The following is a 25,717-nucleotide window of genomic DNA, read 5'->3' on the forward strand; positions in this document are numbered from 1 at the left end:
TACATATCAGCGACTTCCGCACCAGCACGCCTCAGTTGCGAACAGCAGCCGGTCCATACATACGGGTCACGGGTGGCCAGTAGGCCTGATGCGCCAACCACCGCAACGTCTAGATCGCCTTCGTAGCTGCGGAACGTGTGCTCGATCCAGCGCGCCGATGTCGCTTGGCGCCGGCGATAGCTGCCTGGTGCGCGTTCCTCAGTTCAGGCGTAGCCGCGCCGATCGGTACAGGTCCTCTCCGAAGACCGGCATTTCAATCTCGTAGGCGTCGATAAACGCCCGGATCTCAGGCTTGGCCATCGGTTCGCGGAAGATCGAGCCGTTTCCATAGAGCTTCTGAAACGCCAAGCAAAAATCGTCGAGCCGCTCTTCAGCCAACGCCGCCTGAAAATTTTCCGCGCTCGGCTGCACGTACTGTCCCCAACCAACGCCGCGTTCTAGCTCAGCGCGAACGCGCCGAACGATTGCCTCGGGGGTGACTTCAATTCCGAGGACAGCGAGTTCCCTCGGCGCTTCTTCTACGATTCCGCAGAGCCCTCTCACGCTTAGTGGTTCGATAACGCCCGTCCTGCGCTGCTCGAGAATGCAGGGGGAGACAAGGAAATCATCATCGTCGATGCCAGCAAAGTCGGTCATTCGGGGATCTCTAGGTTTGCCAAACTGGAGCTACGCTCGAAATTCGTTGTTAGAAGGACTCATACAAACTCTTGAGTTTTTCAATTGGTGCGCAAATATTGCTGGCAGCTTGAGCAAAATAGGCCGCTCTAGAGCGATGTTTGCTGAGATTCCAAGGTCACCCGCCCGCCCTCACGGCGCCCGAAAATGCTTGGAGAGCTTCAACTTCTGGCCCTGGTAATTCGACGTCTTGAGCTCGCCGTAGAGCGTCGCCGGGCGCTCCAGCATGCGCTCGTAGACGAGGCGGCCGACCGTCTGGCCGTGTTCGAGGATGAACGGCACCTCGTGGGAGCGCACCTCGAGCACGGCGCGCGCGCCCGAGCCGCCGGCCTCGAAATGGCCGAAGCCGGGATCGAAGAAGCCCGCATAGTGCACGCGGAACTCGCCCACCAGCGGATCGAACGGCGTCATCTCGGCGGCGTGGTCGGGCGGCACCTGCACGGCCTCGCGCGAGGCGAGGATGTAGAACTGGCCCGGATCGAGGATGAGGCCGGAACGGCCGGCGCGGATCGGCTCCCAGAAATCCTCCACCGCGTTGGCGCCGGGCGCATCGACGTCCACGACGCCGGTGTGGCGCTTCGCCCGCCAGCCGACGAGGCCTTCGCCGTCGCCCTTGAGGTCCACGGTGACCGCGACGCCGCCCTTCACGTCGGCCGCGTCGTCGTCGACGAGGCGCGCGCGCGTCTGGAGGTCGGCGAGTTCGGCGTCGGTAAGGCGCGCCTCGCCGCGGCGCAGCCGAAGCTGGCTGAGGCGCGAGCCGGCGCGCGCCAGCACCGGGAAGGTGCGCGGGGAGATTTCAGCGAACAGCGGGCCGGAATAGCCGGCCGGGATCTGGTCGAAGGCCCGCGCGCCGTCGGCGATGACGCGGGTGAAGACGTCGAGGCGACCCGTCGAGCTTTTCGGATTGGTGGCGGCGGCGACGTCCGCCGGCAGGGCGAGCCGCTCCATCAGCGGCGCGATGTAGACGCAGCCGGTTTCGAGCACCGCGCCCTGTTCGAGGTCGATGGTGTGGAGCGTCAGCTCCTTCAGGCGCTCCGCGACCGAGGCCCCGCCCGGCAGGAAGCTCGCGCGCACGCGGTGGACGACCGGCCCGAGCCGCAGGTCGAGGCTCGCCGGCTGGATCTGGTCGGCGGCGACCGGGCGGTCGAGCGCGATCGCGCCCTCGGCGATCAGTCTTTCGATCGCCTGCGAAGGCAGAATGCCGCCGATTTGATCCGAACCGAGCAAGGCGCGCTCCCGAACTGTCGCCGTCATGCCCGAGCTTGTCTCGGGCATCCACGACTTTGCATCGCCTCGCTCTACGCCGAAGTCGTGGATACCCGGCTTCGCCGGGCATGACGGGCGTGGGGCGGTCGATATCCGGCTTTACCGACAAGCGGCGTTGACGCCAAGCGCCGCGGGGCGTAACTCCAGCGCTCTCCCGTGGTTCTTTGGGCCGGCCGGCTTGCAGCCACGTTAAACGAAACCGCTAAAAGGCCGGACGCGCGACGCCCAAGGGTTTTCTCACCCGTCGCGGCCCGGCCGATCCTTCTGAGGTCGCCCCCATGGCCCGCGCATCGCTCCCCAAAGACCGCCAGCTCCATGACGCCACCCGCCTCGTGCACGAGGCCGAGGCGCGGTCCGGCTACGGCGAGATGTCGGAGGCGATGTTCCTCACCTCCGGCTTCGCCTACGAGACCATGGAGGCGGCCGAGGCCCGCTTCGACGGGCGCGACCCGGGCTTCATCTATTCGCGCTTCTCGAACCCGACCGTCTCCACCTTCGAAAAGCGCATGATCGCGCTCGAAGGCGCCGAGGCCGGCCGCGCGACGGCCTCGGGCATGGCGGCGGTCACCGCAGCGATGCTCTGTCAGGTCAAGACCGGCGACCACGTGGTGGCGGCCAAAGCCCTGTTCGGCTCCTGCCGCTACGTCGTCGAGGACCTGCTGCCGCGCTTCGGCGTGCCCTCGACGCTCGTCGACGGCGGCGATCTCGACCAGTGGCGCGCGGCCGTGCGCCCGAACACCAAGGCGTTCTTCATCGAGACGCCCACCAACCCGACGCTCGAGGTCTACGACATCGAGGCGATCGCCAAGATCGCCCATGAGGCCGGGGCGCTGCTCGTCGTCGACAACGTGTTCGCGACGCCGATCCTGCAGAAGCCGCTGAAGCTCGGCGCTGACGTCGTGGTCTACTCGGCCACCAAGCACATCGACGGGCAGGGCCGCACGCTCGGCGGCATGGTGCTGGGGTCGGAGAAGTTCGTGATGGACCACCTCCACACCTTCCTGCGCCAGACCGGGCCGTCGCTCTCGCCGTTCAACGCCTGGACGCTCGCCAAGGGGCTGGAGACGCTGGCGCTGCGCGTGGAGCGCATGCAGGCGAGCGCGGCCGCCATCGCGGACTATCTCGCGGCCCATCCGAAGATCACGACCCTGTCCTATTGCGGGCGGCCCGACCATCCGCAGGCGGCGCTCGTGAAGAAGCAGATGTCGGGCGGCGGCACGCTGGTGGCGTTCCGCGTCGACGGCGGCAAACAGGAGGCGTTCCGGCTCGGCAACGCGCTCGAGGTCGTCAAGATCTCCAACAATCTCGGCGACGCCAAGTCGATTCTGACCCATCCCGCCACGACGACGCACCAGCGCCTGTCGCCCGCTGACCGCGAGGCGGTGGGGATCGTGGACGCCACGCTGCGGCTCTCGGTCGGGCTCGAGCATGTCGACGACCTGATCGAGGATCTCGACACCGCGCTGAAGGCCGTCTGAGACGCGTGTTAACGCCTGCTTCACCATGGTCCGTTTCGTGACGTAACCCGACGCGCAGTCGCCGCGTTCGCGGGGTAGAGATCGCTCGCCCGGGAGCCAGGACGGCTCCATGAACGGGGCTTGGAACAAGCGATCAGATCACCGAGGAGGACGACGGCCGGCACGCGGCCGTCTGAGGAGACGCGCGCATGGAGTATCGGGTGTTCCAGAACCGGGGCCGGAAGACCAACGACGACGACCGGCCCAAGACCTTCGGCCGGAGAGCTGTCTATACGCCCACGCCGGCCGAGGACGAGGTGAGCGCGGCGCAGCTGCTGAAGGCGCTCGCGCTCGGCCTCGGCATCGGCGCGCTCGCGGCGTTTTTTGCGCCCGCGCTGTGACCTGAGGGCCGCTTGACCCAGGGGGCTTCGGCGCGATGTCCGGCGCGGCCCGCCGGAACCGGGCTCGTTCGAGGGGATTTCGCATGACCATCCGTTTCGCCCGCATCGCGCCCGGCGCGAGCCTCGCGCTTGCGCTCGCCATCCCGGCGTCCGCGCTCGCCGAGCCGCTGAAGATCGAGGGCGTCGGCATCAGCCGCGAGGTTCCGTGCGGCGGCGAGGACGTCGGGATCTACGGTGCGGAGAACAAAATCGAGCTCACGGGCGCCTGCGGGAAAGTCATCGTCTACGGTTCGGCCCACGAGGTGACGTTCGAGGCGGCGAAGGAGATGCTGGTCTCGGGCGTCGGCCACAAGGTGCGGGGCGGCGAGACGGGCGCGCTCGGCGTCGACGTCACCCAGAACGAGGTTGCGGCGACGATCAAGCCGACCGAGGGCTCGGCCAGGGTCGAGATCGCGGGAGCGCAGCAGAAGGTGACGCTGATCCTGGCCGGCGCCTCGACGCTTCAGGTGAACGGCGCGGACAACGCCGTCGAGTGGAAGACCGCCGACGGCGCCCCGAAGCCGAAGATCTCGTCGATGGGCGCCGCCAACACGGTGAAGCAGGCGAAGTGAGGGGCTTCGGCGGGGGTTAGGGCAGTCCGGACCAGGCGGCGTCGCCTCGACCGTCATGCCGAGCTTTGCTCAGGCATCCACGACTTTGGCGTAGGGCTCTACGATCCCAGAAAGTCGTGGATGCCCGCGCTGCCGCGCGGGCATGACGGCGGTGAGCGAGATTGACCCCATCATACTCTTGGCGAGGCGCTTTCGATCGTCATGCCCGAGCTCTGCTCGGGTATCCACGACTTCGGCGGGCGCTCCGCGATCCCGGTAAGTCGTGGATGCCCGCTCTGCCGCGCGGGCATGACCGCGGTGTTGCGTCAGCGTCGAGCGAGAAAATGCGCCAGCACGCGCGGCGCCCTCACGCCCTCCCGCGCGCGCTCATGGCGGGGCCGACCTGATTCCTCAGCCAGTTGGTGAGCTCGGCGCGCCTCAACGCAGGCTCCAGCACCGAGGTCGAGACGCCGAGCCGCCAGGCGAGGTCCTTGCGGCCGGGCTCGGCGTCGAGCGCCACGAGATCGGCGATGTAGGTCGCGGCCTCCTGCTCGTCGCGGAAGAAGCCCTCCTGCATCATGATCGGCGTGTAGCGGGTGAGGATCCCGCCGAGCTCCGCGAAGGTGTATTCGGGGTGGAACTGGACGCCCCAGAACACGCCGCCGCCATGGCGGATCTCGGCCGCCTGCACGCTGCAGAGTTCGTTGGTGGCGGTGACGGTCGCGCCTTCGGGCAGGCTCGCCACCTCGTCGGAATGGATCGCGGGGGCGTCGAAGACCTCGAGGCGCCCCTCATGCATCGGATGGGCGCGGCCGGCTTCGGTCAGCCGGATCGAGCGCGCGATGCCGATCTCGCGGCCGGCGGGATTGAGCTTCACCTCTCCGCCGGCCGCCGCCGCGGCCACCTGCAGGCCCCAGCAGGAACCGAAGAACGGCAGCCCGCTCGCATAGACCGCGCGCGCGAACTCGACCTGCGCCAGCGACTCGCGCTCGGCCTTCCAGAGGTTGAGGCCGGAGCCGGTGATGGCGACGCCGTCATAGCCCGAAAGATCCTCGCCGGACGGCAGGTTCGCGCCCTCGTCGGCCGGGAAGCAGAGATCGATCTTGGCCTCGAAGCCGAGCTCCTTGGCGAGTCCGCCGAGGACGCCGGCGTAGAACGCGCTCGGGGTCTGGCCGGAGGTTTTCGCATGGCGCTCGCGGAGCGCCGGGGTGTTGCCCTCGGCGACGAGCAGGCGGACGGGGCGGGCGGTCACGAGGCTGCGCCCTTCGCCGCCTCGAGGTCGCCGCGGATGGCGGCGCGGAACAGCGTCTCGAAGTTCGCCGCCTTGAAGGGCAGGGGATTGCCGCCGGTCGACGGGTCGGCCTCGGCCTTCGCGGCGAGCTCGCCGATCCGGCTCTCGTCGACGCCGAGGTCCGCAAGCGTATTGGCCACGAACAGCTTTTCGCGGAACTCCAGCACCCAGCCGATGAAGCCGTCGAAACCGCCCTCGATGTCGAAGGATTTCGCGATCCGCGAGAACCGCTCCTCGATCGCGGGGCGGTTGGCGAGGAACACGTAGGGCATCACCACGCCGTTGGTCAGGCCGTGATGGGTGTCGTAGATCGCGCCGACGGGGTGCGACATCGAGTGGATCGCCCCCAGCCCCTTCTGGAACGCGGCCGCGCCCATGGAGGCGGCCGCCAGCATGTTGGCGCGCGCCTCGATGTCCGAGCCGTCCGCGACCGCGCGCGGCAGATAGGTCTTGATGAGCCGCGCGCCGTTGACCGCGATGCCGTCGGCCATCGGGTGGAAGCCGGGCGCCGAAAACGCCTCGAGGCAGTGCGCCAGCGCGTCGAAGCCGGTCCAGGCGGTGAGCTTCGGCGGCAGGCCGATGGTGAGCTCGGGGTCGGCGACCACCACGACGGGCTGCATCTTCGGATGGAAGATGATCTTCTTCTCGTGGGTCTCCTCATTGGTCACCACCGCCGCGCGGCCGACCTCCGAGCCGGTGCCGGCCGTGGTCGGAACGGCCACGATCGGCGCGATCTTCGCGGCGTCGGCCCTCGTCCACCAGTCGCCGACGTCCTCGAAATCCCACACGGGCCGCGTCTGCCCGACCATGAAGGCCACGAGCTTTCCGACGTCGAGCCCCGAGCCGCCGCCGAAGGCGACCACGCCGTCGGCCTCATGGGCGCGATAGGCCGCGACGCCCGCCTCGACGTTCGCGTTGGTGGGGTTTCCCTTCACGTCGGAAAAGAGCGCGACCTTCAGCCCCGCGCCGTCCAGCAGGTCGAGGGCGCGTTTGGTGATGTCGGCGTCCTTCAGCCCTGCGTCGGTGACGAAGAGCGGACGCGTGATCCCGGCGGTCCCGCAGGCGGCGGCGAGCTCCGAGATCCGGCCCGGGCCGAACAGAACGCGGGTGGGGTAGTTCCAGGAGGAGGTGAAGGTCATGGGCAAAACTCTTTGGGGCGCCGCGTCCGACGATCTCGCTCCGAAACGCTGCGTCATCCTCCGGCTTGTCCGGAGGATCCAGGCCAGAGCGCGGAGCTCTACGCCGACCGTGGATCCCCCGGACAAGGCGGGGGATGACGACTGAGGATCAGGTCAGGGTCACGACGCCTCGCGCAGGTGAAAACTCTTCGGCCGGGTCAGCTGATGGAAGCCGATCTCGGAGAGCGAGGCCCCGCGGCCGGTGTCCTTTACGCCCGTCCAGGCGAGCGCGGGGTCGAGATAGTCGCAGCGGTTCATGAAGACGGTGCCGGTCTCGATCCGGTCGCCGAGCGCTTCGGCCGCGGCGACGTCCTTGGTCCAGATCGACGCGGTCAGGCCGTAGACGCTGTCGTTCATCAGCTTCAGCGCCTCCTCGTCGGACGATACCTTCATGATCCCGACCACGGGCCCGAAGCTCTCCTCGGTCATGACGCGCATGGTGTGGTCGACATTGGTGAGGATCTGCGGCGCGAGATAGGCCGTGCCTTCCTTGTCCGCGGCGAAGGCTTGTCGGTCGAGATGCGCCTTCGCGCCGGCCGCGATCGCCTCCGCGGTCTGGGCGCGCACCACGTCGGCGAAGCGGCGGTTCGCCATCGGCCCAAGCGTCGTCGCGTCGTCGAGCGGGTTGCCGAGCACATATTTGCTCGTCAGCTCCACCGCGCCTTCCACGAAGCGGTCGTAATGGCTTTCGTGCACATACACGCGCTCGATGCCGCAGCAGCACTGGCCTGAGTTGAAGAAGGCGCCGTCGACGAGGTTCTCGATCGCGAAGTCGAGGTCGGCGTCCTCGCGCACATAGGCCGGGTCCTTGCCGCCGAGCTCGAGGCCGAGGCTCGCGAAGGTGCCGGCCGCGTCGCGCTCGACGGCCCTGCCGCCGGCGACGGAGCCGGTGAAGTTGATGTGGTCGATGACGCCGGAAGAGATCATCCGGCCGGACTGCTCGTGGTCGAGCACGATGTTGGCGAAGAGGCCCTTGGGCAGGTCCGCCTTGTCCATGGCCTGCTGGAAGCGCTCGCCGACCAGGATGGTCTGGGCGGCGTGCTTCAGCAGCACCGAGTTGCCGGCGATGAGCGCCGGGACGATCGAGTTCACCACGGTGAGAAACGGATAGTTCCACGGCGCGATGACGTAGACGGTTCCGAGCGGCGCGCGGCGGATGAAGCGCTTGAAGCCTTGCGTTTGCGGCGGGACCACGTCGGCGAGCGAGGCTTCCGCCGTCTCGACGCACCAGCGCACCCGCTCATCGACGCCTCGCATCTCGCCGCCGTAGCGGACGGGCCGGCCCATCTGCTGGGCGAGTTCCGGCACGATCTGCTGGTTGAGAGCGAGCAGCTCGCGCAGGAAGTCGAGCATCTTCGCGCCGCGCTCGGCGATCGGGACCGACGCCCATTCGGCCTGCGCGCGCTTGGCCCCGGAGATCGCGGCCTCGATCTCGGCCGGCGAGGCGACGGGCCTGCGGGCGAATTCGGTTCCGTCGATGGGCGAGATGCAGATCTGGTCGGTCATGTGTCTCACGTCGTCATCCCGGCCGGAGCCGAAGGCGCAGAGCCGGGATCGTTGTCAGGAAGAGGCGCTCATTTCGGAGAACGACCCCGGTTCGGCCTCGCGGCCGTCCGGGATGACGCTCTCCCGTGAGCGCGGCTCAGATGATCTCAAAGTACCGCGCGAGCTCCCAGTCGGTGATCGCCTTGTTGAACTCGCGCTGCTCCCAGTCGCGGGTCGCGGCCCAGTGCTCCACGAAGGCCTCGCCGAACAGCTCCTTGGCAGGCTTTGACGACGCGAATTTGGCCGCCGCCTCGCCGAGCGTGCGCGGCAGCGCGCGCTTGGCCTTGTGCTTCTGCTCATAGGCGTTGCCCTGGACGGGCGCGTCCGGCTCGATCCTGTTCTCCACCCCCCAGAGGCCTGAGCCGATGGCGGCTGCGAGCGCCACATAGGGGTTGATGTCGGCCGCGGCCACCCGGAATTCGACCCGCTGGCTCTTCGGCCCGCCCTCGATGACGCGGAGCGCGCAGGTGCGGTTCTCGACGCCCCATGTGGCGTCGGTCGGCGCCCAGAAGCCGGGGATGAGGCGGGTGTAGGCGTTGACCGTCGGCGAGACCATGGCGAGGACCTCCGGCATCAGCGCCTGCTGGCCGCCGATGAACCAGCGCATCACGTCGGACATCGAGCCCCTTTCGCCCTTGGCGTAGAAGGCCGACTCCCCGTCCTTCAGGAGCGAGACGTGGAGGTGTCCCGATTGCCCCGGCCAGTCGGGCGACCACTTCGCCATGAAGGTCGCCATCAGCCCGCGGCGCTCGGCCAGGATCTTGGTCATGGTCTTGAACAGCGCGCCGCGGTCGGCGGCCTCGAGCGCGTCCGAGACCTCGATCGCGGCCTCCAGAACGCCCGGCCCGGTCTCGGTGTGCAGCCCCTCGATCGGAAAACCCATGTCGTTCCCGAGCTTCAGCAGCTCGGCGTAGAACTCGGCGTGGACGCCCGAGCGCAGCACCGAATAGCCGAAGAAGCCCGGGGTCATGGATCTGAGGTTCTTGTAGCCCTTTTCGCGCACCGAATGCGGGGTCTCCTCGAAGAGGAAGAACTCGAACTCGACCGCGGACTTGACCTCGAAACCCATCGAGGCCGCGCGGTCGAGGACCCGGCGCAACGTTCCGCGCGGGCAGAGCGCCTCCGCCTCGCCGGCGAACTCGGCGAGCACGAACACCATGTCGCCCTCGAGCGGCAGGTCGCGGGCGGTCCCGGGCAGGAGACGGACGGCGGCGTCCGGAAAGGCGGTGTGCCAGCCGGTGAAGCGGGCGTTGTCATAGAGCTGGTCGTTCGAGTCCCAGCCGAAGATGACGTCGCAGAAGCCAAAACCCTTCTCGAGCGCCGAGGCGAACTTCTCGCGGCTCATATATTTGCCGCGCAGCACGCCGTCGGCGTCGGTGACGCCGACCTTCACATGGGTGAGGCCGCGGCCGTCGATCAGGTCGAGCAGATCCTTGGCGGACTTTTGTTGTTTTTTGCTCATCGGGTCCCGCTGGCTTGAACCCCTTGTCCCGGACGTGATCCGCAAACCTGAGAAAGGGGACGAACGGTTCTGCTCGTCTTGGAGCCGCCGCGTTTCCGGATCCCGGACCACGGTCCGGGACAAGAGCGCGGCGGCTCCGGATCTTACTCCATCAATGCGACTCGTAGGCGTCCTTGCCGCCCGACTGGGCGAACTTCTCTTCCGGCGACAGGACGAGCTTGTGACGGCCGACGAGGCCGAAATACGCGGTCATCACCGCAAACCAGACCAGCACCCAGAGCACGCCCTTGGTGAAGTTCGGGTCCTGCACCTGGTAGCCGAGCGTCACCACCGCGATCACGATGGTGGCGACCGCGCCGGGCACGCCGAGAGGGGAGCGGTAGGGCCGCTCGATGTGGGTCGCGTTCTTGCGCAGCAGGATGAACGAGGCCGCCTGCGCGATGTAGGAGAACATCGCGCCGGAGACCGCCATGTTGAGCAGCACCGAGCCGATGGTCGAGCCCGCCTGCTCCGCGCCGAGCGAGAACCAGATGATCAGCATGACGCTCAAGCCCACGGCCGCGCCGACGATCATCGCGACATGCGGGGTCTTGAACTTCGAGTGCGTGACCGAGAGCCCGCGCGGGAAGTAGCCGGCGCGCGACAGCGAATAGATCTGGCGGCCTTGCGCATAGATGATCGTGTGGAAGCTCGCGATGAGGCCGGTGAGGGCCACGACGCCGAGCAGCACCACGCCGGTGTCGCCGTAGATCGCCCGCAGGCCGTCGAGCAGCGGCTCGAGCGAGGTCGAGAGCTTGAACGAGCCGACCCCGATCACCGAGGGATTGAGCAGCACGATCATGAAGGCCGAGAGCATCAGCGTGCACATGCCGAGGATGATGCCCTTGGGCATGTCGCGCTTGGGGTCGACCGACTCCTCGGCCGCGAGCGGAAGCTGCTCGATGGCGAGGAACAGCCACACGGCGAAGGGCAGCGTGGCGAGCACGCCGGAGAAGCCGAACGGGAACCAGGAGCCGCCGCCGTCGGGGAGCTCGACCGCGGCTCCGTCGGGGCCGACGCCGATGTTCAGCGCGAACTTGTTGAAGTCCATGTGCGGGATGGCGCTGATCCAGAAGAAGATGAGCACCGCGAGCGAGATCAGCGTGATCACCATCGTGACCTTGAACGACAGTTCGAGGCCGAAGACGTTGAGCGCGACGAAGATCGCGAAGAACACGATCCATACGATCGGCGAATAGATCGGATCGATGCCGACGATCGAGTTTACGTAGGACGTGATGAAGGTGACGATGACCGCCGGCGTGATGACGTATTCGACGTTTTCGCAGAGGCCGGTGAAGAAGCCGCCCCAGCGGCCCATCGCGGTGCGCGCGAAGCTGTAGGCCGCGCCGGTGTGCGGCAGCGCCGCCGACATCTCGGCGATCGAGAAGGTGAGGCCGAGATACATGACCGCGATGATCATGCCCGCGACCAGCATGCCGCCCCAGCCGCCGGTGGCGAAGCCGAAGTTCCAGCCCGAGAAGTGCCCCGAAATCACCGCGCCGACGCCGAGCGCCCAGAGGCTCGCCACGCCAGCGTAGCGCGTCAGCCCGCGCTTGGCGAAATAGTCCGCGTCGACCTGCTGATAGGTCGCGCCCGTTCCCGTCGGTTCTGCCATTTGGTCCGCCCCGTTGCGGGCGACGGCGGCGCGGTTTCATGTGTCCCGAACATGCCGTCGCGATGCCCCCCGCCGGCCCGTCCCCCTGACGGCGGGTCGCGGTTGGAACGAACGTTCCGTTGACGAAACATTTCTGTCAAGATGTTGTGAAGAGGCCGTCGAGAGCCGAAGCAGGGAGCGTCGTGATGGGACCCAATCCGGAGGGCGCGACCCCGGCGACGGTCGCGCAGGCGCTCGGCGCGATCGCCTCGCAGCTGACGCCGCAGGAGCGCAGGGCCGCCGACCATCTGGCGACCCATTATCCGATCGCGGGCCTCGCCCCGATGGCGCGCTTCGCCCGGTCCGCGGGGGCGAGTTCGCAGACCGTGCTGCGGCTCCTTGCAAAACTCGGCATGGACAATTGGCGCTCGTTGCAGGACCGGCTGCGGAGCGAGCTCGCGGCCGAGCGCGCCTCTCCGCTCGGGCGCTGGACGGCGCATCGCGCCGAGCTCGCGCCGAAGGGCGGCGACAGCCTGCAGGCCTTCGGCGACCATCTCGCGCTCAACGTGCAGGCCGCGTTCCGCGACCTCGACCGCGCCCAGTTCGAGACCGCGGCCCAGCGCCTGGCGGATCCGCGCCGTCGCGTGCTCGTGGTCGGAGGGCGGCTCAGCCAGTCGCTGGCGCGGCTCAGCGTGCGCCATCTCGAAATCATCCGCGGCGGGGTGGAGGAGGTCGGCTCGCTGTCCTCGACCTGGCCCGACAGGCTGATCGACGTCGGCCGCCGCACCGCGGTGCTCGCCTATGACGTTCGCCGCTATCAGCCGGACGTGGTGCGGCTCTGCCGCTTCTGCGCCGAGCGCGGCGCCGCCGTGGTGCTCATGACGGACGCGCCGGAGGCCCCCGCGGCCGCCTTCGCGGAGGCGACGCTCGTCGGCCCGACCGCAAGCGCCGGCGCATGGGATTCCTTCACCGGCCTCGTGGCGCTGACCGAAGCTCTGCTAGCCCGGGTGACGGAGCTGTCCTCGCAGGAGGCGTCCGAACGGCTCGCCCGGCTCGAGCAGATCCGCGAGCGGGTGCTGGACGGGCGGTAGTCTTCTCGGCTCAGGCGGGCGGGCGCTGCATGAAGCCGAAGTAGATCGCGATCCCGACCACCACGACGATCGCGGCCACCAGCATGATGCGGCCGACCGAGCCGCTGCGCTCCTCGGGCTCCTTCGCCTCTTCCGCGGCCGCCACTTCGACGGGGTCGGGAACGTCGGGCACCGAGGTCGGCGCGATCGGCGTGGGCTCGAGCGGCGCGCGCGGCGCGTCCTCGACGGTGGGCGGCGCCTCGAGCGTCGGCGCGGGCTCGGCCGCCGGCTCCTCATGGACGAGCGGCGGGGCGTCGGTGAGCGCGGGGGGCTCGTCGGGCGCGGGCGCGGGCGATCCGCCCGGCAGCGCGCCGGCCGCCGCGAGCTCGGAGAAACGCGTGAAGAAGGCCTCGATCGACTGGCGCGCGACGCCGGTGACCAGGCGCCCGCCGAGCTGGCCGATCTTGCCGCTCGGCTCGATGCGGCCCGAATAGGCCACGAGCGTTTCGGCGCCGTCTTCGGAGAGGGTGATCTCGCCCTCGCCCTCGCCGCCGCCCGCGGCGGGATCGGCCGCGGTCGCCGCGATCGCGAGGCGATGCGGCTCCTCGGCCTGGCTGATCCTCACGCGGCCTTCGAGCGTCGACTTGAGCGGGCCGACCTTGATCTCCGCCGCGCCCTCGAAGCCGCCGCCGCCCGCCGGCGCGAGGTCGCGGCAGCCTGGGATGCAGGCCTTGAGCGTCTCCTGATCCTGCAGTCCCGCCCAGACGGACGCGCGCGGAGCGGGAATGCGGTGGGATCCGGAAATGTCCATCGGGGGTCCGTGCAGACGGTAAGCGGTTCGGGAGGATCTAGGGCGTCGCGACGAAGACGACGGCTGGCGGGGACAAAACTGGGCGAGCGTAGAAAACGGTCCGCCCATGGGCGGTTCGCGTCTTGCCACAGTTCCGGGCCGCTGTTTAGTCGCGGCAGGACTTGAGGCGGGGGCCGGTCATGACTTTTCGCGAAGCGTTGATGCGTGCGTTCGTGGTCGGGGCGCTCGCAGGCGCGCCGATATGCGGCGAAGCTTCGGCCGCCGATCCGCTGCCGGGGGATTGGGCGCAGCCGAAGTTCGACGCGGCCGGGGCGGCCTACAATCCGTTCGAGACCGCGATCTCGACGGACACGGCCAAGAAGCTGGTCCGTGGCTGGAGCTCGAACGCGCAGACGCGGGTCTCCGCCGGCCCGGTGACGGCCAACGGCTTGGTCTATTTCACGTCCGGCTCGCTTCTGTCGGCGCTCGACGTCGAGAGCGGGCGCAAGGTCTGGGTCCACGACTTCGACAACGCCCGCGTCCAGACGACGCCCGCGGTCAGCGGCGGGCGGCTCTATGTCGGCGACGGCGAGCAGGCGTTTTACGCCTTCGACGCCGCGACGGGTAAGCAGAAGTGGCGGGCCTCGCTCAGTTGCTCGGCCTACAGCGTCTCTCCGATCGTGGCCGGAGGCGCGGTCTATTTCGGCTGCGACGACAACCGCCTTTATTCGCTGACCGCCAAGACCGGCGCGCGCCGCTGGTCGACCGACATGAAGGGCCCGCTCGTCGCCGCGGCGGCCACGGACGGAAAGAACGTCTTCGCGACCAACAACTACGGCGTTCTGACGGCGCTCGCGGCCAAGACCGGCCAGGTAAAGTGGACGACGAAGCTCCAGATCCTCTCCGTGGCTACGCCCGCGGTGGTGGACGGGACGGTCTACGTCACCGACGCCGGCGCCGTCTGGGCCTTCAGCGCCAAAAACGGCAAGCGGCGCTGGAAGTCGGCGCCCTTGGGCGCGACCGGCGGTTCTCCTGCGGTCGGCGAGGGCGTCGTCGCGGTGACAGACTCCAACGGCGTCTATGCGTTCGACGCGCGAACCGGAAAAACGCGCTGGACGTTTCAGACCGCGACCAACCTCAACGCGACGCCCGCGATCGCGAACGGCCTCGTCTTCGTCGGCCTGACCGAGGGAAACGTCGCGGCTCTCAGGCTCACGGACGGCCGCGAGATGTGGCGCTCCAAGCCGGGCGTTCCGGCCTTCACGACCTCGCCGGCGATCGCGCGCGGCTCGCTCTTCTTCGGGACGAGCGAGTGGAGCGCCGGGGAGGGACAGGTCTTCCGCTATCTCCTGAAGGAGTAGGCGCGCGCGGCTCCGGCGGCGACAGGCGCGGCCCGGGGGTGCTAAGCAGCCGGGATCGCCGACGCATCAGGGAGCCCGCCATGTCCGACTTCGTCTTCGAGCCCGCGCCGCAGGCCGCTGTCGCGGTGCGCGGAACGTCGGCGCTCTTTCCGGCGCGGCGGGTCTATTGCGTCGGCCGCAACTACGCAGCCCACGCGGTCGAGATGGGCCACGACCCCAACCGCGAGCCGCCGTTCTTCTTCATGAAGACGCCGGACGCGCTGCTGCCCGACGGCGCGACCTTCCCCTATCCGCCCGCGACTTCGGACGTGCACCACGAGATCGAGATGGTGGTGGCGTTGTCGGGCGGCGGCGTCGACGTTGCGGAGGCCGACGCGCTCGGCCTCGTGTTCGGCTACGGGGTGGGGATCGACTTCACCCGCCGCGACCTCCAGGCCGAAGCCAAGAAGCTCGCCCGCCCCTGGGAGGTCGGCAAGGCCTTCGACCACGCCGCGCCCTGCGGCGCGCTCGCGCGCGCCTCCGAGATCGGCCATCCGACCAGCGGCGCGGTGACGCTCGACGTCAACGGCGCGCGCGTGCAGGAGGGCGACCTCAACCAGCTGATCTGGACCGTGCCGGAGATGATCTCCGGCCTCTCGCGGCTGTTCGAGCTGCGCCCCGGAGACCTGATCTTCACCGGCACGCCCTCCGGCGTCGGCCCGGTGCGGCCGGGCGACCGGCTCGAAGGCGCGGTCGCGGGCGTCGGAACGCTGTCGCTCGCCGTCGGCTGAGGACGGTCCGCCTCCATGTCCCTCACGCCGTCGTGAGGATAAACCGTTAACGGTTCACGAAAGCGTCATCGGCCGGAAATAACGTCCCCGTGATCGGCGGGGACGCCGGCGCGAGGTGCGCCGGGCGCCCCGTCACGCGTCCGGAACCCCTCCATGGCTGACACGACATCCCACCCCGCGCTCGCGGCCCCGGCCGGGCCGCGCGGCGGAGCGGCGCTTTTCGCCGGCGGCGCCTTCGTCGCCATCCTGCTCATCGGCCTGGTCTATTCCGGCGCGAGCCTGATCCACGACCTCCAGGTCGCGCCGCCCGCGGGCTCGCTCGTCTACGTGCTGCTGTTCCTGGCGCTGCTCATCGCGCTCGGCTTCGAGTTCGTGAACGGCTTCCACGACACCGCGAACGCGGTCGCGACGGTCATCTACACCCACTCGCTGAAGCCGAACGCCGCCGTGGTCTGGTCGGGCGCCTGGAACTTCCTCGGCGTGCTCACCTCCTCGGGCGCGGTCGCCTTCGGCATCGTGTCGCTGCTGCCGGTGGAGCTCATCCTCAAGGTCGGCACCGACGCGGGCTTCGCGATGGTGTTCGCGCTGCTGCTCGCCGCGATCATCTGGAACCTCGGCACCTGGTGGTTCGGCCTGCCGTCCTCCTCCTCCCACACGCTGATCGGCTCGATCATCGGCGTCGGCCTCATGAACCAGATGATGGCGCCGGCCGGCAGCGGAACATCGGGCGTCGACTGGAGCCAGGCGGCCGGCATCGGCAAGGCGCTGCTGCTCTCGCCGCTGATCGGCTTCTGCGCCGCCGCGCTGCTGCTGCTCGCCATGAAGGTGCTGGTGAAGCGCCCCGAGCTCTACGAGGCCCCCAAGGGCGACGCGCCGCCCCCGCTCTGGATCCGCGGCCTGCTGATCCTGACCTGCACGGGCGTCTCCTTCGCGCACGGCTCCAATGACGGCCAGAAGGGCATGGGCCTCATCATGCTCATCCTCATCGGCACCGTGCCGACGGCCTACGCGCTCAACCGCGCGGTCGAGCCGAGCCATGTCGCGGCCTATGAGATGAACGCCCAGGGCGCGGTTCATGCGCTCGCCGCCCATGCCAACGGCGCTCCGGCGTTCTCGGGCGATCCGCGCGCGGCCGTCACGGCCTTCGTCGGCTCCCGCACGCTCCAGCCGGAGACGGTCCCGGCGCTGCAGAGCCTCATCACGATCACGGCGAACGACGTGAAGGGCTACGGCTCGGTCGCGGCGGTCCCGGCGACCGAGGTCGGCAACGTCCGCAACGACATGTATCTCGCCTCCGAAGCCATCCGCATCATCGCCAAGTCCGGCCAGCCGGCCCTGTCGGCGACCGAGGCCAAGGCGCTGTCGACCTACAAGGGCTCGCTCGACGAGGCCACCAAGTTCATCCCGACCTGGGTGAAGGTGGCGGTCGCGATCGCGCTCGGCCTCGGCACGATGGTGGGCTGGAAGCGGATCGTGGTCACGGTCGGCGAGAAGATCGGCAAGACGCACCTCACCTACGCGCAGGGCGCCTCCGCCGAGCTCGTCGCGATGGCGACCATCGGCGCGGCCGACGTCTATGGCCTGCCGGTCTCGACCACCCACGTGCTGTCGTCGGGCGTCGCCGGAACGATGGCGGCGAACCGGTCGGGTCTTCAGGTCTCCACCATCCGCAACCTCGCGATGGCCTGGATCTTGACGCTGCCGGTCTCGATCGCGCTTTCTGGGGCGCTCTTCTGGATCCTGCGCCATATCTTCTGATGCATGTTCACCTTTCATGACCCGCGGCTGATCTGCGGGTTCCAGGCCTCGGAGACGGGCGACGTCAGGCGGCTCGACTGGGAAACGGTCGACGCCGCGCTGGCGTCGCCCGGCTCCTTTGTCTGGATCCACCTCGACGTCACGGATCTGCGCGTCCAGAAATGGCTCGAGGAGCAGCCGGACCTGCCGGTTCCGGCGCGCGACGCGCTGCTCGACGACGACGAACTCGTGCGGCTGCGCGAAGCCGGCGACGACGGCCTCGCGGGCGTGCTGAGCGACCTCCATCACGATTTCGAGGACGACCCTTCAGCGGTCGGGGCGTTGCGCATCTTCTTCGACGAACGCCGCGTCGTGACGGCCCGCCGCCATCCGCTGCAGGCGACCGACCGGCTGAGGCGCGAGATGGACCGGCCGACCGGCAAGGTCCGCTCGCTCAATCTCGTGGCCGACCTGCTGCAGCATCTCGCCGACGCCTTCCTCGGCCTCGTCAAGGAGGCGACCCACGACCTCGACGCGGTCGAGGCCGCGATCCTCGACGACGCCGCGCGCGGGGCGGCGGATCTCGGACGCGTCCGCCGCCTGCTCGCGCGGTTGCGCCGCCATCTCGGGCCGCAGCGGCTCGTGCTCGGACGGCTCGCGGCGCGCCCGCCCAAATGGGCCCCCGAGGACGACGTCGCGGCGCTGCGCGACGCGGTGGCGCGCATCGATTCGGTCGGCCACGACCTCGACCTCGCGCAGGAGCGCGCCCGCCAGCTTCAGGACGAGCGCGCCGCGATCCTCGCCGAGATCACGAACCGGAACCTCTACGTCCTGTCGATCGTGACCGCGGTGTTCCTGCCGATGACGCTCGTCACCGGCGTCTTCGGCATGAATGTCGGCGGCGTTCCGGGCGTGGAGAGCCCGCACGGCTTCCTCTGGACCATGGTCCTGATGGCCGGGACCGGCCTTGCGACCTACGTGTTCCTGAAGGTCACGCGCATCGTCTGAATCGGCGGGACTGCGCGCTTCGAGACGCCCGCCGCAGGCGGGCTCTTCAGCATGAGGATGGTCTCCGCTCGGCCCGAAACCAACGCGCCTCATGCTGAGGAGCGACGCGAAGCGGCGCGTCTCGAAGCACGCAGTTCGTCTCAATCGCGCGCCGGCCAGTTCCCAAGACGGCGCATGGGGTCTATGGCCACGGCCTCGAAATCAAACCAAGAAAACTGCCGTGTCCGACGCTTCCGCCGCCCCGAGGAACTCCCCCGCCCGCGTGCTGTTCGCGAGCCTGATCGGCACCACGATCGAGTTCTTCGACTTCTACATCTACGCGACCGCCGCGGTGCTTGTGTTCCCGAAACTGTTCTTCCCCGGCGGCGATCCCGCGACCGCGACGCTGCAGTCCTTCGCGACCTTCGCCATCGCGTTCTTCGCGCGGCCCGTCGGCGCGGCGCTGTTCGGGCATTTCGGCGACCGGGTCGGGCGCAAGGCGACGCTCGTCGCGGCGCTGATGACCATGGGCCTTTCGACCGTCGCCATCGGCCTGCTGCCGACCTACGAACAGGCCGGCCTGCTCGCGCCGCTGCTGCTGTGCCTCTTCCGCATCGGCCAGGGGCTGGGTCTCGGCGGTGAATGGGGCGGGGCGGTGCTGCTCGCCACCGAGAACGCGCCTCCCGGCAAGGAGGCCTGGTACGGCATGTTCCCGCAGCTCGGCGCGCCGATCGGGTTCCTGTGCTCGACGGGAAGCTTCCTCATCCTCACCGATACGCTGAGCGACGCTGACTTCCTGTCCTGGGGCTGGCGCATCCCCTTCATCGCGAGCGCGGCGCTCGTTCTCGTGGGGCTCTGGGTGCGGCTGAAGATCACCGAGACGCCCGCCTTCCAGAAGGCGATCGAGCGCGAGGAGAGGGTGCGGGTTCCGATGGCGGAGGTGTTCTCGAACCATTTCCCGACGCTCGCCATCGCGACCGTCGCCGCCGCCGCCACCTTCGCGATCTTCTATCTGATGACGGTGTTCACGCTGAGCTGGGGCACCTCCACGCTCGGCTACACGCGCGGGCAATTCCTGCCGATGCAAATGATCGGCGTGCTGTTCCTTGGCCTGATGATCCCGGTCTCGGCCAAGCTCGCCGACCGTTTCGGCCGCGCCGAGACGCTGATCGCCGCGAGCCTCGGAATCGTGGCCTACGGCTTCGCGTTCGAGCCGCTGTTCGTGGCCGGCGACGCGGTCTCCGTCACCGTCTTCCTGTCGATCGGCCTCGGGCTCATGGGGCTGACCTACGGCCCGTTGGGCGCGGCGCTCGCGGAGCTCTTCCCGACGGCGGTGCGCTACACCGGCGCGTCGGTCGCCTTCACGCTCGCCGGCATCCTCGGGGCCTCGCCCGCGCCCTACATCGCGACGTCGCTCGCCAAGAGCCACGGCGTCGCGGCGGTCGGCTGGTATCTTTCGGCGGTCGCAGGCGCCGCGGCGCTGTCGTTCCTGCTGATCGGCTGGAAGTTCCCGACGAGCCGCACGGTGCGCGCATGATCGCGGCGCGCCCATGATCCCCTGGGAGCAGCTCGACTCCGCCCCGGCGCCGGGCGGCAAGCACGACCTGCGCCTGTTCAGGCGCGGCCAGGAATTCTCCATCCGGCTCGGCCACAACGAGCTGATGAACAGCCGCCTGAGCGGCTCGGAAAAGGCGCTCGCGACGCTGTCCTGCGGGCGCATAGCCGCGCGCAAGAAGCCCAAGGTGCTGATCGGCGGGCTCGGCATGGGGTTCACGCTCGGCGCGGCGCTGAAAAGCCTGCCGGCCGACGCCACGGTGGTGGTGGCCGAACTCGTGCCGTCCGTCGTCGTCTGGGCGCGCGGACCGATGGCGGAGATCTTTGGCGGCAGTCTCGAGGATCCGCGCGTGGAGATCGTGGTCGAGGACGTGGCGCGCGTCATTGAGGCCGGCGGCTGGGACGCGATCATGCTCGACGTCGACAACGGCCCGGAGGCCATGACGTCCACGGGCAATGACGATCTCTACGGCGAGTATGGCCTCGGGATGGCGCGCGCGGCGCTCAAGGGCGGCGGCGTGCTGGCGGTCTGGTCGCAGGGCCCGGACAAGGCCTTCGCCAAGCGGCTGCATTTCGCGGGCTTCAAGGTGGAGGATCACCGCGTCTACGCCAGCGACAGCGGCAAGGGCGCCCGCCACGTGATCTGGCTCGCGACCAAGACCGACGTGCCCGAGCGCGGCCCGTCGCGGAAGCGGCGCTGAGCGAAGGGCGAAGATCCTCGCCGTCATGCCCGGCGAAGCCGGGCATCCACGACTGCGGGACAGAGCGCGGCGCTTCGAGAAGTCGTTGATACCCGCGCGAAGGCGCGGGCATGACGGCTGAAAGCGCTGCGCCTTAAACCACTGCCCGTGCGCCCTTTCCCGGCACGGACTTCGGCTCGAACGGGCACAGGTCCTCGATGATGCAGCGCCAGCATTCGGGCTTCCTCGCCTTGCACACGTAGCGGCCGTGCAGGATGAGCCAGTGGTGGGCGTGGCGGCGGTAGCGGTCGGGCACCACCTTCTCCATCCCGAGCTCCACCGCGAGCGGCGTCTTGCCCGGCGCGAGCTGCGTGCGGTTGCCGACGCGGAAGAGATGGGTGTCGACCGCGATGGTCGGCTCGCCGAAGGCGGTGTTCATCACGACGTTCGCGGTCTTGCGGCCGACGCCCGGCAGCAGCTCGAGCGCCGCGCGCGAGGGCGGAACCGAGCTTCCGTGCTCGGCGATCAGCCGCTCCGACAGCGCGACGACGTTCTTGGCCTTGTTGCGATAGAGGCCGATCGTCTTGATGTGTTCGCGCACCCGGTCCTCGCCGAGCGCCACCATCGCCTCGGGCGTCGCGGCCTCGGCGAAGAGGCGGCGCGTCGCCTTGTTCACGCCGACGTCGGTGGCCTGCGCGGAGAGCACGACGGCCACCAGCAGCGTATAGGGGTCGGTGTGCTCGAGCTCGCCCTTGGGCTCGGGGTCGCGCTCCTCGAAGCGGCGGAACATCTCCTCCACGGTCGCGGGCGGGAGCCTGCGCGGAGCCTTGGCCTTGCGCGGCGCTGATTTCTTCGGGGCGGGAGACTGACGGTCGGCCATCGCGCCCTTATACTGAGGCTATGAGCGAGCGCGCCAGCACCGACGACATCGTCGACCGGCCGGTCTTCGCGGCCGAGATCCGGCCGCACCGCTCGCTCGGCCCCAAGGGCTTTGCGATCGTCATCGGAAGCTTCGCGGCGCTCAACGCGCTCATCAGCCTGCCGTTCTTCCTGATGGGCGCCTGGCCGATCGTCGGCTTCCTCGGCCTCGACGTGCTCGCGCTCTGGCTCGCCTTCCGCTTCTCCTTTGCGCAGGCGCGCGCCTGCGAGCAGGTGGTGCTGACCTATGTCGAGCTGCTCGTGCGCAAGATCTCGCCGAGGGGCGCGGCCCGCGAATGGCGCTTCAACCCGCTCTGGGTCAGGCTCGAGACCGAGCGCGACGAGGATTTCGGCATGACGCGGGTCGCGGTCGCGGCGCGCGGCTCCTCGCTTGATCTCGCCGGCGCGCTCTCGCCCGACGAGCGCGCCGATTTCGCCGACGCCTTCGGCCGGGCGCTCGCAAGCGCCAAGGCCGGGCCGAGGCTCTCCGCGCCGGAACGCTGAGCGGCCCCGTCGATTGCGGCGAAAATCGTCGAATCAGGAAATTAGTCCGGAACAAGCGGGTCACGCGCGCGTTTTTACATGGCGACGGCGCGTAAAATCGGGAGCGAGCCGGCGCGATAACCGTTCCCGAGTGCGTTTCGCGAAAGGAATTTGAGGATGGGTCCGCTGATCGGCATTCTGATCACCGTCCTGGTGATCTTCCTCGTGCTCTATCTCGTCGGCATGCTGCCGATAGACGGCCGGGCGAAGCAGATCGTCCGGGTCATCGTCATCATCATCGGCATCATCTCGCTGCTGAAGTACCTCGCGGTCTTCTGATCGCGCTAAAGTTCAGCGCGGACTTGATCCGGGCATCCGTCAGGGGCGCGTGCGCGCCCGACGGATCGCCGGGTCAAGCCCGGCGACGACCGCCTGGGCTGATGTCTTGATACGCTATCCGGCGCGCCGTCTCGCTTTCGCGGGGCGGCGGGTTTCGTTCGCGCGCCAGCGCTGCTCGAAGCGCAGCGCGTCGCCCACGATCAGGTCGAGATCGGCGCGCTCGGGGCGCCAGCCGAGCGCCTCGCGGATCGCGCCGGCGTCGGCGATCGAGACATATGGGTCGCCCGGCCGGGCAGGCCGGGCGGTCACGGGGAAGTCGACGCCCGAGACGCGCTTCACCGAGGCGATCACGTCGCGCACCGAGTAGCCCCAGCCATAGCCGCAGTTGAGCGTGAGGCTCCGTCCGCCGGCCCGAAGATGGCCGAGCGCCGCCACATGGGCGTTCGCAAGGTCGCGGACATGGATGTAGTCGCGCACGCCGGTGCCGTCCGGCGTCGGAAGGTTCGTTCCGTAGACCTCCAGCCCGCGGTTGAGTCCGAGCGCGGCGCGGATCGCGACGGTGATCAGGTTGGTGGCGCCGGGCAGGCGCTGGCCGGTGCGCAGCAGCGGATCGGCGCCCGCGACGTTGAAGTAGCGCAGCGTGACGAACTCGATCCCGTGCGCGGCGGCGACGTCGGCGAGGATGCGCTCCGACATCATCTTCGAGGCGCCATAGGGCGAGGCGGGGGCGAGAGGCGCGTCCTCGCGCGTCGGCGTCGGCGGCGAGACGCCGTAGACGGCGGCGGTCGAGGAGAAGATGAAGCGGCGGACGCCTGCGTCCCGCACCGCGCCGAGCAGGGCGAGCGTCCGGCCGGTGTTCGCGACGTAGTAGCCGACCGGGTCGGCGACCGACTCCGGCGCGACGATGCGGGCGGCGAAATGCGCGACGGCGTCGACGCCGTAGGACGCCGCGAGCCGACGCACGAGCGCCTGGTCGCCGACGTCGCCGACGACGAGCGGCACGCCCTCGGGCAGGGCCTCGCGCGATCCGGTCGACAGGTCGTCGAGCACCACGCAGGCCTCGCCCGCGTCGCTGAGCGCGTGGACCATGTGGGAGCCGATGTAGCCGGCGCCGCCGGTGATGAGGACCGCCATGGGGACAGGCTCCTTGAGGCGGCCGCTTCCGCAACGTCGGCGCCGTTTCGACCGATATCCCAAGGCTCCTTTCGGTTTCGTTGAAAGTCCAAGCCGATCACACGCGATGGGGGTAGCTAAAAACCGTCTGTTCGAAGCATCAACCGTTCATTCACCCTTCCGAACGACAATCGCACCCTGTGGGAAAAGGCCTTTGCGTGCGGTTTTTGCGATGACAGGTGACGACAGCCGGACCGACGGCCAGCCGCTCAAGCGCTGGTGGCGGGGCCTTGCGGCGCGCGCGACGCTGCTCGTCGGCCTGCTGCTCACCGCGCTTTCGCTCGTCCTCATCCTGACCAACGCCGCCAACGTCCGCGACGCCGGCGAGCGCTCGATCGAGCGCAACGCCGTGGCCGAAGCCGAGCGCGCCGCGGCGGCGATCGAGCGCTCCCGCTTCGCCGAGGAGCGGTTCGGCGACCTCGTGCGGATCGCAGGCTTCGACTACGCCTATCTCGTCGACGCCGAAGGCGCAGTGATCGAAGGCCAGGCGCCCGCGCGGCCCGCGCCGCTGCTCTCCGAGACCGGCGTCGACGGCACCGAGCGCTCCGCCTTTGCGGTGATGGTCCGGCAGGACGGATACGCCCACGGCGCCAAGGCGCTGACGCTCTCCTCGGGCGTCCGCGCGACGCTGCGCTTCGGGGTGTCGCTCGCGCCTGCGGCTTCGGCCGGGTTCGACGCCGCCGTCCACGGGCTGATCACCACGCTCATCTTCCTCGCGCTCGCGCTTCCGGGCCTTGCGATCCTCGTCGACCGCGCCGCCTCGCCGCTGCGCGCGCTGACCCGCGCCGTCATGCGGCCGGGCGCCGGCGACGCCGCTGTCCGCGCCGCGGGCGAGCGCAGCGACGAGGTCGGGGCGCTTGCCCGCGCGCATCTCTCGATCGCCCGCGATCTCGCCGAGAACGCCGACGCGCTCCACCGCCTTACCTTCGACGACCCGATCACGCGGTTGCCCAACCATGCGAGCCTGACGAGCCGCCTCGCGGCCGCGCTTCAGCTCGGCCGCTCGCTCGCGCTGGTGCGCGTCGAGATCGCGGGCCTCAGCCGCATCGCGGCCGGTCTCGGGCAAAGCCATGGCGACGAGACGGTGCGCGCGGCCGCCCGGCGCCTGTCGTCGGCCGTCGAGGGCTGGGCGCGCGGCCGCGGCCTCGACCGCGACGACGGCGAGCCGTCGATGATGGTCGCCCGCGCCTCCGACAGCGGCTTCTCGATCCTCGCCCCCGACGCCGACGCCGACGCCGCCCGTTCGCTCGCCGAAAGCGCGGTGGCGGCCTTCGAGGCGCCGCTCGTCGTCGGCGAGCACCGCATGATGACGACGCTCTCGGTCGGCGTCGCGCTCGCGCCGGAAGACGGCGACGAGGCCGGCGCGCTGATCCGCAGCGCGGCCGCGGCCGTCTCCGCCGCCCGCGTGGCCGGCCCGCAGAGCGTGCGCTTCGCCGGCGCCGAGTTGAGCCGCATGGCCTATGGCCGCCTGCGGCTCGAGCAGGATCTTCGCCGCGCCATCGAGGCCGGCGAGCTCGAACTCCACTTCCAGCCGCAGATTTCGCTCAAGGGCGGCGTCGTCTCGGGCGCCGAGGCGCTCGCGCGCTGGCGGCACCCGACCCGCGGCATGGTTCCTCCGGGCGAGTTCGTGTCGGTCGCCGAGGAATGCGGCCTGGTCGAGCCGCTCGGGCAGTTCGTCATCGCCGAGGCAAGTCGGGTCGCGGCCGACTGGCACAGCCGCGGGATCGACGTGCGCGTCGCGGTCAACGTCTCGCCGCTGCAGTTCCGGCGCGCGGGATTCGCCGAGCGCACGCTTGAGATCACCGGAGCGGCGGGCGCCGATCCCTCCCAGCTCGAGCTCGAGATCACCGAAAGCGCCGCGATGGGCGATCCGCAGCACGCCGCCCGCGAGCTCGCGCCGCTGAAGGCTGCGGGCCTTCGCATCGCCATCGACGACTTCGGCACCGGCTATTCGAACCTCTCGGCGCTGACGCGGCTGCCCTTCGACGTGCTCAAGATCGACCGCGGCTTTGTGCGCGACGCGATCGACGAGGCCGGCGCGCGCGTGGTGGTCGGCACCGTCATCGGCATGGCCGAGAACCTCGGCTTCGAGACCATCGCCGAAGGCGTCGAGACCGAAGAGCAGCTCCGCTTCGTCACCGACCACGGCTGCACCTATGCGCAGGGCTATCTGTTCGGCCGCCCGATGTCGGTCGCGGCCTTCGAGGCGTGGTACGCGGAGCGGCGCGTCAGCGAGCTCCGCGCGGTCGGCGAGCGCCGCGGGAGCCTCCGGCTCGCGGTCGGCGGCCAGCGCGCCTGAAGAGGCTTCTTGCGCGACGTCATTGAGCCGTCGCGAATGACCGTCTAGAACCGCC

At 69.4% G+C, this 25,717-nt stretch carries 23 protein-coding genes and 1 riboswitch; of the genes, 13 read left to right on the forward strand and 10 right to left on the reverse strand.

From position 1 onward, the window contains the following. Nucleotides 1-198 precede the first annotated feature (198 nt). Both ACFOWB_RS05295 and ACFOWB_RS05300 read right to left on the reverse strand, forming a co-directional pair. The gene (locus tag ACFOWB_RS05295; RefSeq protein WP_261404282.1) at nucleotides 199-636 is read right to left on the reverse strand and encodes a hypothetical protein; all 438 of its coding nucleotides are present in this window, start codon (nucleotides 634-636) and stop codon (nucleotides 199-201) included. A gap of 171 nt (nucleotides 637-807) precedes the next feature. Further along, on the reverse strand, nucleotides 808-1,929 hold the full coding sequence (locus tag ACFOWB_RS05300; protein WP_261404281.1) for a 2'-deoxycytidine 5'-triphosphate deaminase: 1,122 nt from the start codon (nucleotides 1,927-1,929) through the stop codon (nucleotides 808-810). Between the two features lie 158 nt (nucleotides 1,930-2,087). Then, nucleotides 2,088-2,167, forward strand: a riboswitch (SAM riboswitch). 52 nt (nucleotides 2,168-2,219) lie between these two features. On the opposite strand from ACFOWB_RS05300, the gene ACFOWB_RS05305 reads away from it, so the two are divergent. From ACFOWB_RS05305 to ACFOWB_RS05315, 3 genes are all read left to right on the forward strand, one after another. Next, nucleotides 2,220-3,419, forward strand: coding sequence for an O-succinylhomoserine sulfhydrylase (locus tag ACFOWB_RS05305; RefSeq protein ID WP_261404280.1), 1,200 nt, complete (start codon nucleotides 2,220-2,222; stop codon nucleotides 3,417-3,419). A 188-nt stretch (nucleotides 3,420-3,607) separates the two neighbouring features. Beyond that, on the forward strand, nucleotides 3,608-3,799 hold the full coding sequence (locus ACFOWB_RS05310) for a hypothetical protein (RefSeq protein WP_261404279.1): 192 nt from the start codon (nucleotides 3,608-3,610) through the stop codon (nucleotides 3,797-3,799). 83 nt (nucleotides 3,800-3,882) lie between these two features. Beyond that, nucleotides 3,883-4,410 (forward strand): DUF3060 domain-containing protein, encoded by a 528-nt coding sequence (locus ACFOWB_RS05315; protein WP_261404278.1) that lies wholly within the window; start codon nucleotides 3,883-3,885, stop codon nucleotides 4,408-4,410. 346 nt (nucleotides 4,411-4,756) lie between these two features. Here ACFOWB_RS05315 and ACFOWB_RS05320 read toward each other — a convergent pair whose 3' ends face one another. The 5 genes from ACFOWB_RS05320 to ACFOWB_RS05340 all read right to left on the reverse strand — a co-directional run bounded on the left by ACFOWB_RS05320 (nucleotide 4,757) and on the right by ACFOWB_RS05340 (nucleotide 11,522). Further along, nucleotides 4,757-5,641 carry a type 1 glutamine amidotransferase gene (locus tag ACFOWB_RS05320; protein ID WP_378146104.1) on the reverse strand — a complete coding sequence of 295 codons (885 nt, stop codon included), beginning with the start codon at nucleotides 5,639-5,641 and terminating at the stop codon, nucleotides 4,757-4,759. Next, nucleotides 5,638-6,819: an iron-containing alcohol dehydrogenase gene (locus tag ACFOWB_RS05325; protein ID WP_261404277.1), complete on the reverse strand. Its 1,182-nt coding sequence runs from the start codon at nucleotides 6,817-6,819 to the stop codon at nucleotides 5,638-5,640. Before ACFOWB_RS05325 ends, ACFOWB_RS05320 begins: the two co-directional genes overlap by 4 nt. A gap of 159 nt (nucleotides 6,820-6,978) precedes the next feature. Further along, nucleotides 6,979-8,364 (reverse strand): aldehyde dehydrogenase family protein, encoded by a 1,386-nt coding sequence (locus ACFOWB_RS05330; protein WP_261404276.1) that lies wholly within the window; start codon nucleotides 8,362-8,364, stop codon nucleotides 6,979-6,981. 136 nt (nucleotides 8,365-8,500) lie between these two features. Further along, complete coding sequence (locus ACFOWB_RS05335; RefSeq protein WP_261404275.1) at nucleotides 8,501-9,865, reverse strand: glutamine synthetase family protein; 1,365 nt, start codon at nucleotides 9,863-9,865, stop codon at nucleotides 8,501-8,503. Between the two features lie 151 nt (nucleotides 9,866-10,016). Further along, complete coding sequence (locus tag ACFOWB_RS05340; RefSeq protein WP_261404274.1) at nucleotides 10,017-11,522, reverse strand: amino acid permease; 1,506 nt, start codon at nucleotides 11,520-11,522, stop codon at nucleotides 10,017-10,019. Between the two features lie 185 nt (nucleotides 11,523-11,707). On the opposite strand from ACFOWB_RS05340, the gene ACFOWB_RS05345 reads away from it, so the two are divergent. Further along, on the forward strand, nucleotides 11,708-12,592 hold the full coding sequence (locus ACFOWB_RS05345; RefSeq protein ID WP_261404273.1) for a MurR/RpiR family transcriptional regulator: 885 nt from the start codon (nucleotides 11,708-11,710) through the stop codon (nucleotides 12,590-12,592). Between the two features lie 10 nt (nucleotides 12,593-12,602). On the opposite strand, the gene ACFOWB_RS05350 is transcribed toward ACFOWB_RS05345, so the two are convergent. Beyond that, on the reverse strand, nucleotides 12,603-13,382 hold the full coding sequence (locus ACFOWB_RS05350) for a CoxG family protein (RefSeq protein WP_378146108.1): 780 nt from the start codon (nucleotides 13,380-13,382) through the stop codon (nucleotides 12,603-12,605). 179 nt (nucleotides 13,383-13,561) lie between these two features. Here ACFOWB_RS05350 and ACFOWB_RS05355 point away from each other — a divergent pair, with 179 nt between their 5' ends. The 6 genes from ACFOWB_RS05355 to ACFOWB_RS05380 all read left to right on the forward strand — a co-directional run bounded on the left by ACFOWB_RS05355 (nucleotide 13,562) and on the right by ACFOWB_RS05380 (nucleotide 20,471). After that, nucleotides 13,562-14,722: an outer membrane protein assembly factor BamB family protein gene (locus ACFOWB_RS05355; RefSeq protein WP_378146110.1), complete on the forward strand. Its 1,161-nt coding sequence runs from the start codon at nucleotides 13,562-13,564 to the stop codon at nucleotides 14,720-14,722. Nucleotides 14,723-14,802: 80 nt separating this feature from the next. Continuing rightward, on the forward strand, nucleotides 14,803-15,492 hold the full coding sequence (locus ACFOWB_RS05360; protein WP_261404269.1) for a fumarylacetoacetate hydrolase family protein: 690 nt from the start codon (nucleotides 14,803-14,805) through the stop codon (nucleotides 15,490-15,492). 153 nt (nucleotides 15,493-15,645) lie between these two features. After that, nucleotides 15,646-17,250, forward strand: a complete 1,605-nt coding sequence (locus ACFOWB_RS05365) for an inorganic phosphate transporter (RefSeq protein ID WP_378146112.1) — start codon at nucleotides 15,646-15,648, stop codon at nucleotides 17,248-17,250. A 3-nt stretch (nucleotides 17,251-17,253) separates the two neighbouring features. Next, nucleotides 17,254-18,237: a CorA family divalent cation transporter gene (locus ACFOWB_RS05370; RefSeq protein WP_378146114.1), complete on the forward strand. Its 984-nt coding sequence runs from the start codon at nucleotides 17,254-17,256 to the stop codon at nucleotides 18,235-18,237. A gap of 220 nt (nucleotides 18,238-18,457) precedes the next feature. Further along, complete coding sequence (locus ACFOWB_RS05375; protein WP_261404267.1) at nucleotides 18,458-19,753, forward strand: MFS transporter; 1,296 nt, start codon at nucleotides 18,458-18,460, stop codon at nucleotides 19,751-19,753. Nucleotides 19,754-19,766: 13 nt separating this feature from the next. Further along, entirely contained in the window at nucleotides 19,767-20,471 is a 705-nt protein-coding gene (locus tag ACFOWB_RS05380; RefSeq protein ID WP_261404266.1) for a spermidine synthase, read from the forward strand. A 133-nt stretch (nucleotides 20,472-20,604) separates the two neighbouring features. Here the strand turns inward: ACFOWB_RS05380 and nth are convergent, their stop codons facing one another. Further along, nucleotides 20,605-21,330 (reverse strand): endonuclease III, encoded by a 726-nt coding sequence (gene nth / locus ACFOWB_RS05385; RefSeq protein WP_261404265.1) that lies wholly within the window; start codon nucleotides 21,328-21,330, stop codon nucleotides 20,605-20,607. Between the two features lie 20 nt (nucleotides 21,331-21,350). Between nth and ACFOWB_RS05390 the strand changes: the two genes are divergently transcribed. Both ACFOWB_RS05390 and ACFOWB_RS05395 read left to right on the forward strand, forming a co-directional pair. Continuing rightward, the gene (locus ACFOWB_RS05390; RefSeq protein WP_378146116.1) at nucleotides 21,351-21,872 is read left to right on the forward strand and encodes a DUF2244 domain-containing protein; all 522 of its coding nucleotides are present in this window, start codon (nucleotides 21,351-21,353) and stop codon (nucleotides 21,870-21,872) included. 156 nt (nucleotides 21,873-22,028) lie between these two features. Then, the gene (locus ACFOWB_RS05395; protein ID WP_261404264.1) at nucleotides 22,029-22,190 is read left to right on the forward strand and encodes a Thivi_2564 family membrane protein; all 162 of its coding nucleotides are present in this window, start codon (nucleotides 22,029-22,031) and stop codon (nucleotides 22,188-22,190) included. A gap of 114 nt (nucleotides 22,191-22,304) precedes the next feature. Here the strand turns inward: ACFOWB_RS05395 and galE are convergent, their stop codons facing one another. Next, on the reverse strand, nucleotides 22,305-23,324 hold the full coding sequence (gene galE / locus ACFOWB_RS05400; RefSeq protein WP_261404263.1) for a UDP-glucose 4-epimerase GalE: 1,020 nt from the start codon (nucleotides 23,322-23,324) through the stop codon (nucleotides 22,305-22,307). A 211-nt stretch (nucleotides 23,325-23,535) separates the two neighbouring features. Between galE and ACFOWB_RS05405 the strand changes: the two genes are divergently transcribed. Next, complete coding sequence (locus tag ACFOWB_RS05405; RefSeq protein ID WP_261404262.1) at nucleotides 23,536-25,662, forward strand: putative bifunctional diguanylate cyclase/phosphodiesterase; 2,127 nt, start codon at nucleotides 23,536-23,538, stop codon at nucleotides 25,660-25,662. The last annotated feature ends 55 nt before the right edge of the window (nucleotides 25,663-25,717 follow it).

Origin of the sequence: Chenggangzhangella methanolivorans (assembly GCF_042648545.1) — a bacterium.
Classification (GTDB): domain Bacteria; phylum Pseudomonadota; class Alphaproteobacteria; order Rhizobiales; family Methylopilaceae; genus Methylopila; species Methylopila methanolivorans.

Bases quoted from the DNA above. Each gene is read 5' to 3' on its own strand.
- ACFOWB_RS05295 (WP_261404282.1), bottom strand. From the start codon at position 636: ATGACCGACTTTGCTGGCATCGACGATGATGATTTCCTTGTCTCCCCC.
- ACFOWB_RS05300 (WP_261404281.1), bottom strand. From the start codon at position 1,929: ATGACGGCGACAGTTCGGGAGCGCGCCTTGCTCGGTTCGGATCAAATC.
- ACFOWB_RS05305 (WP_261404280.1), top strand. From the start codon at position 2,220: ATGGCCCGCGCATCGCTCCCCAAAGACCGCCAGCTCCATGACGCCACC.
- ACFOWB_RS05310 (WP_261404279.1), top strand. From the start codon at position 3,608: ATGGAGTATCGGGTGTTCCAGAACCGGGGCCGGAAGACCAACGACGAC.
- ACFOWB_RS05315 (WP_261404278.1), top strand. From the start codon at position 3,883: ATGACCATCCGTTTCGCCCGCATCGCGCCCGGCGCGAGCCTCGCGCTT.
- ACFOWB_RS05325 (WP_261404277.1), bottom strand. From the start codon at position 6,819: ATGACCTTCACCTCCTCCTGGAACTACCCCACCCGCGTTCTGTTCGGC.
- ACFOWB_RS05330 (WP_261404276.1), bottom strand. From the start codon at position 8,364: ATGACCGACCAGATCTGCATCTCGCCCATCGACGGAACCGAATTCGCC.
- ACFOWB_RS05335 (WP_261404275.1), bottom strand. From the start codon at position 9,865: ATGAGCAAAAAACAACAAAAGTCCGCCAAGGATCTGCTCGACCTGATC.
- ACFOWB_RS05340 (WP_261404274.1), bottom strand. From the start codon at position 11,522: ATGGCAGAACCGACGGGAACGGGCGCGACCTATCAGCAGGTCGACGCG.
- ACFOWB_RS05345 (WP_261404273.1), top strand. From the start codon at position 11,708: ATGGGACCCAATCCGGAGGGCGCGACCCCGGCGACGGTCGCGCAGGCG.
- ACFOWB_RS05350 (WP_378146108.1), bottom strand. From the start codon at position 13,382: ATGGACATTTCCGGATCCCACCGCATTCCCGCTCCGCGCGCGTCCGTC.
- ACFOWB_RS05355 (WP_378146110.1), top strand. From the start codon at position 13,562: ATGACTTTTCGCGAAGCGTTGATGCGTGCGTTCGTGGTCGGGGCGCTC.
- ACFOWB_RS05360 (WP_261404269.1), top strand. From the start codon at position 14,803: ATGTCCGACTTCGTCTTCGAGCCCGCGCCGCAGGCCGCTGTCGCGGTG.
- ACFOWB_RS05365 (WP_378146112.1), top strand. From the start codon at position 15,646: ATGGCTGACACGACATCCCACCCCGCGCTCGCGGCCCCGGCCGGGCCG.
- ACFOWB_RS05370 (WP_378146114.1), top strand. From the start codon at position 17,254: ATGTTCACCTTTCATGACCCGCGGCTGATCTGCGGGTTCCAGGCCTCG.
- ACFOWB_RS05380 (WP_261404266.1), top strand. From the start codon at position 19,767: ATGATCCCCTGGGAGCAGCTCGACTCCGCCCCGGCGCCGGGCGGCAAG.
- nth (WP_261404265.1), bottom strand. From the start codon at position 21,330: ATGGCCGACCGTCAGTCTCCCGCCCCGAAGAAATCAGCGCCGCGCAAG.
- ACFOWB_RS05390 (WP_378146116.1), top strand. From the start codon at position 21,351: ATGAGCGAGCGCGCCAGCACCGACGACATCGTCGACCGGCCGGTCTTC.
- ACFOWB_RS05395 (WP_261404264.1), top strand. From the start codon at position 22,029: ATGGGTCCGCTGATCGGCATTCTGATCACCGTCCTGGTGATCTTCCTC.
- galE (WP_261404263.1), bottom strand. From the start codon at position 23,324: ATGGCGGTCCTCATCACCGGCGGCGCCGGCTACATCGGCTCCCACATG.
- ACFOWB_RS05405 (WP_261404262.1), top strand. From the start codon at position 23,536: ATGACAGGTGACGACAGCCGGACCGACGGCCAGCCGCTCAAGCGCTGG.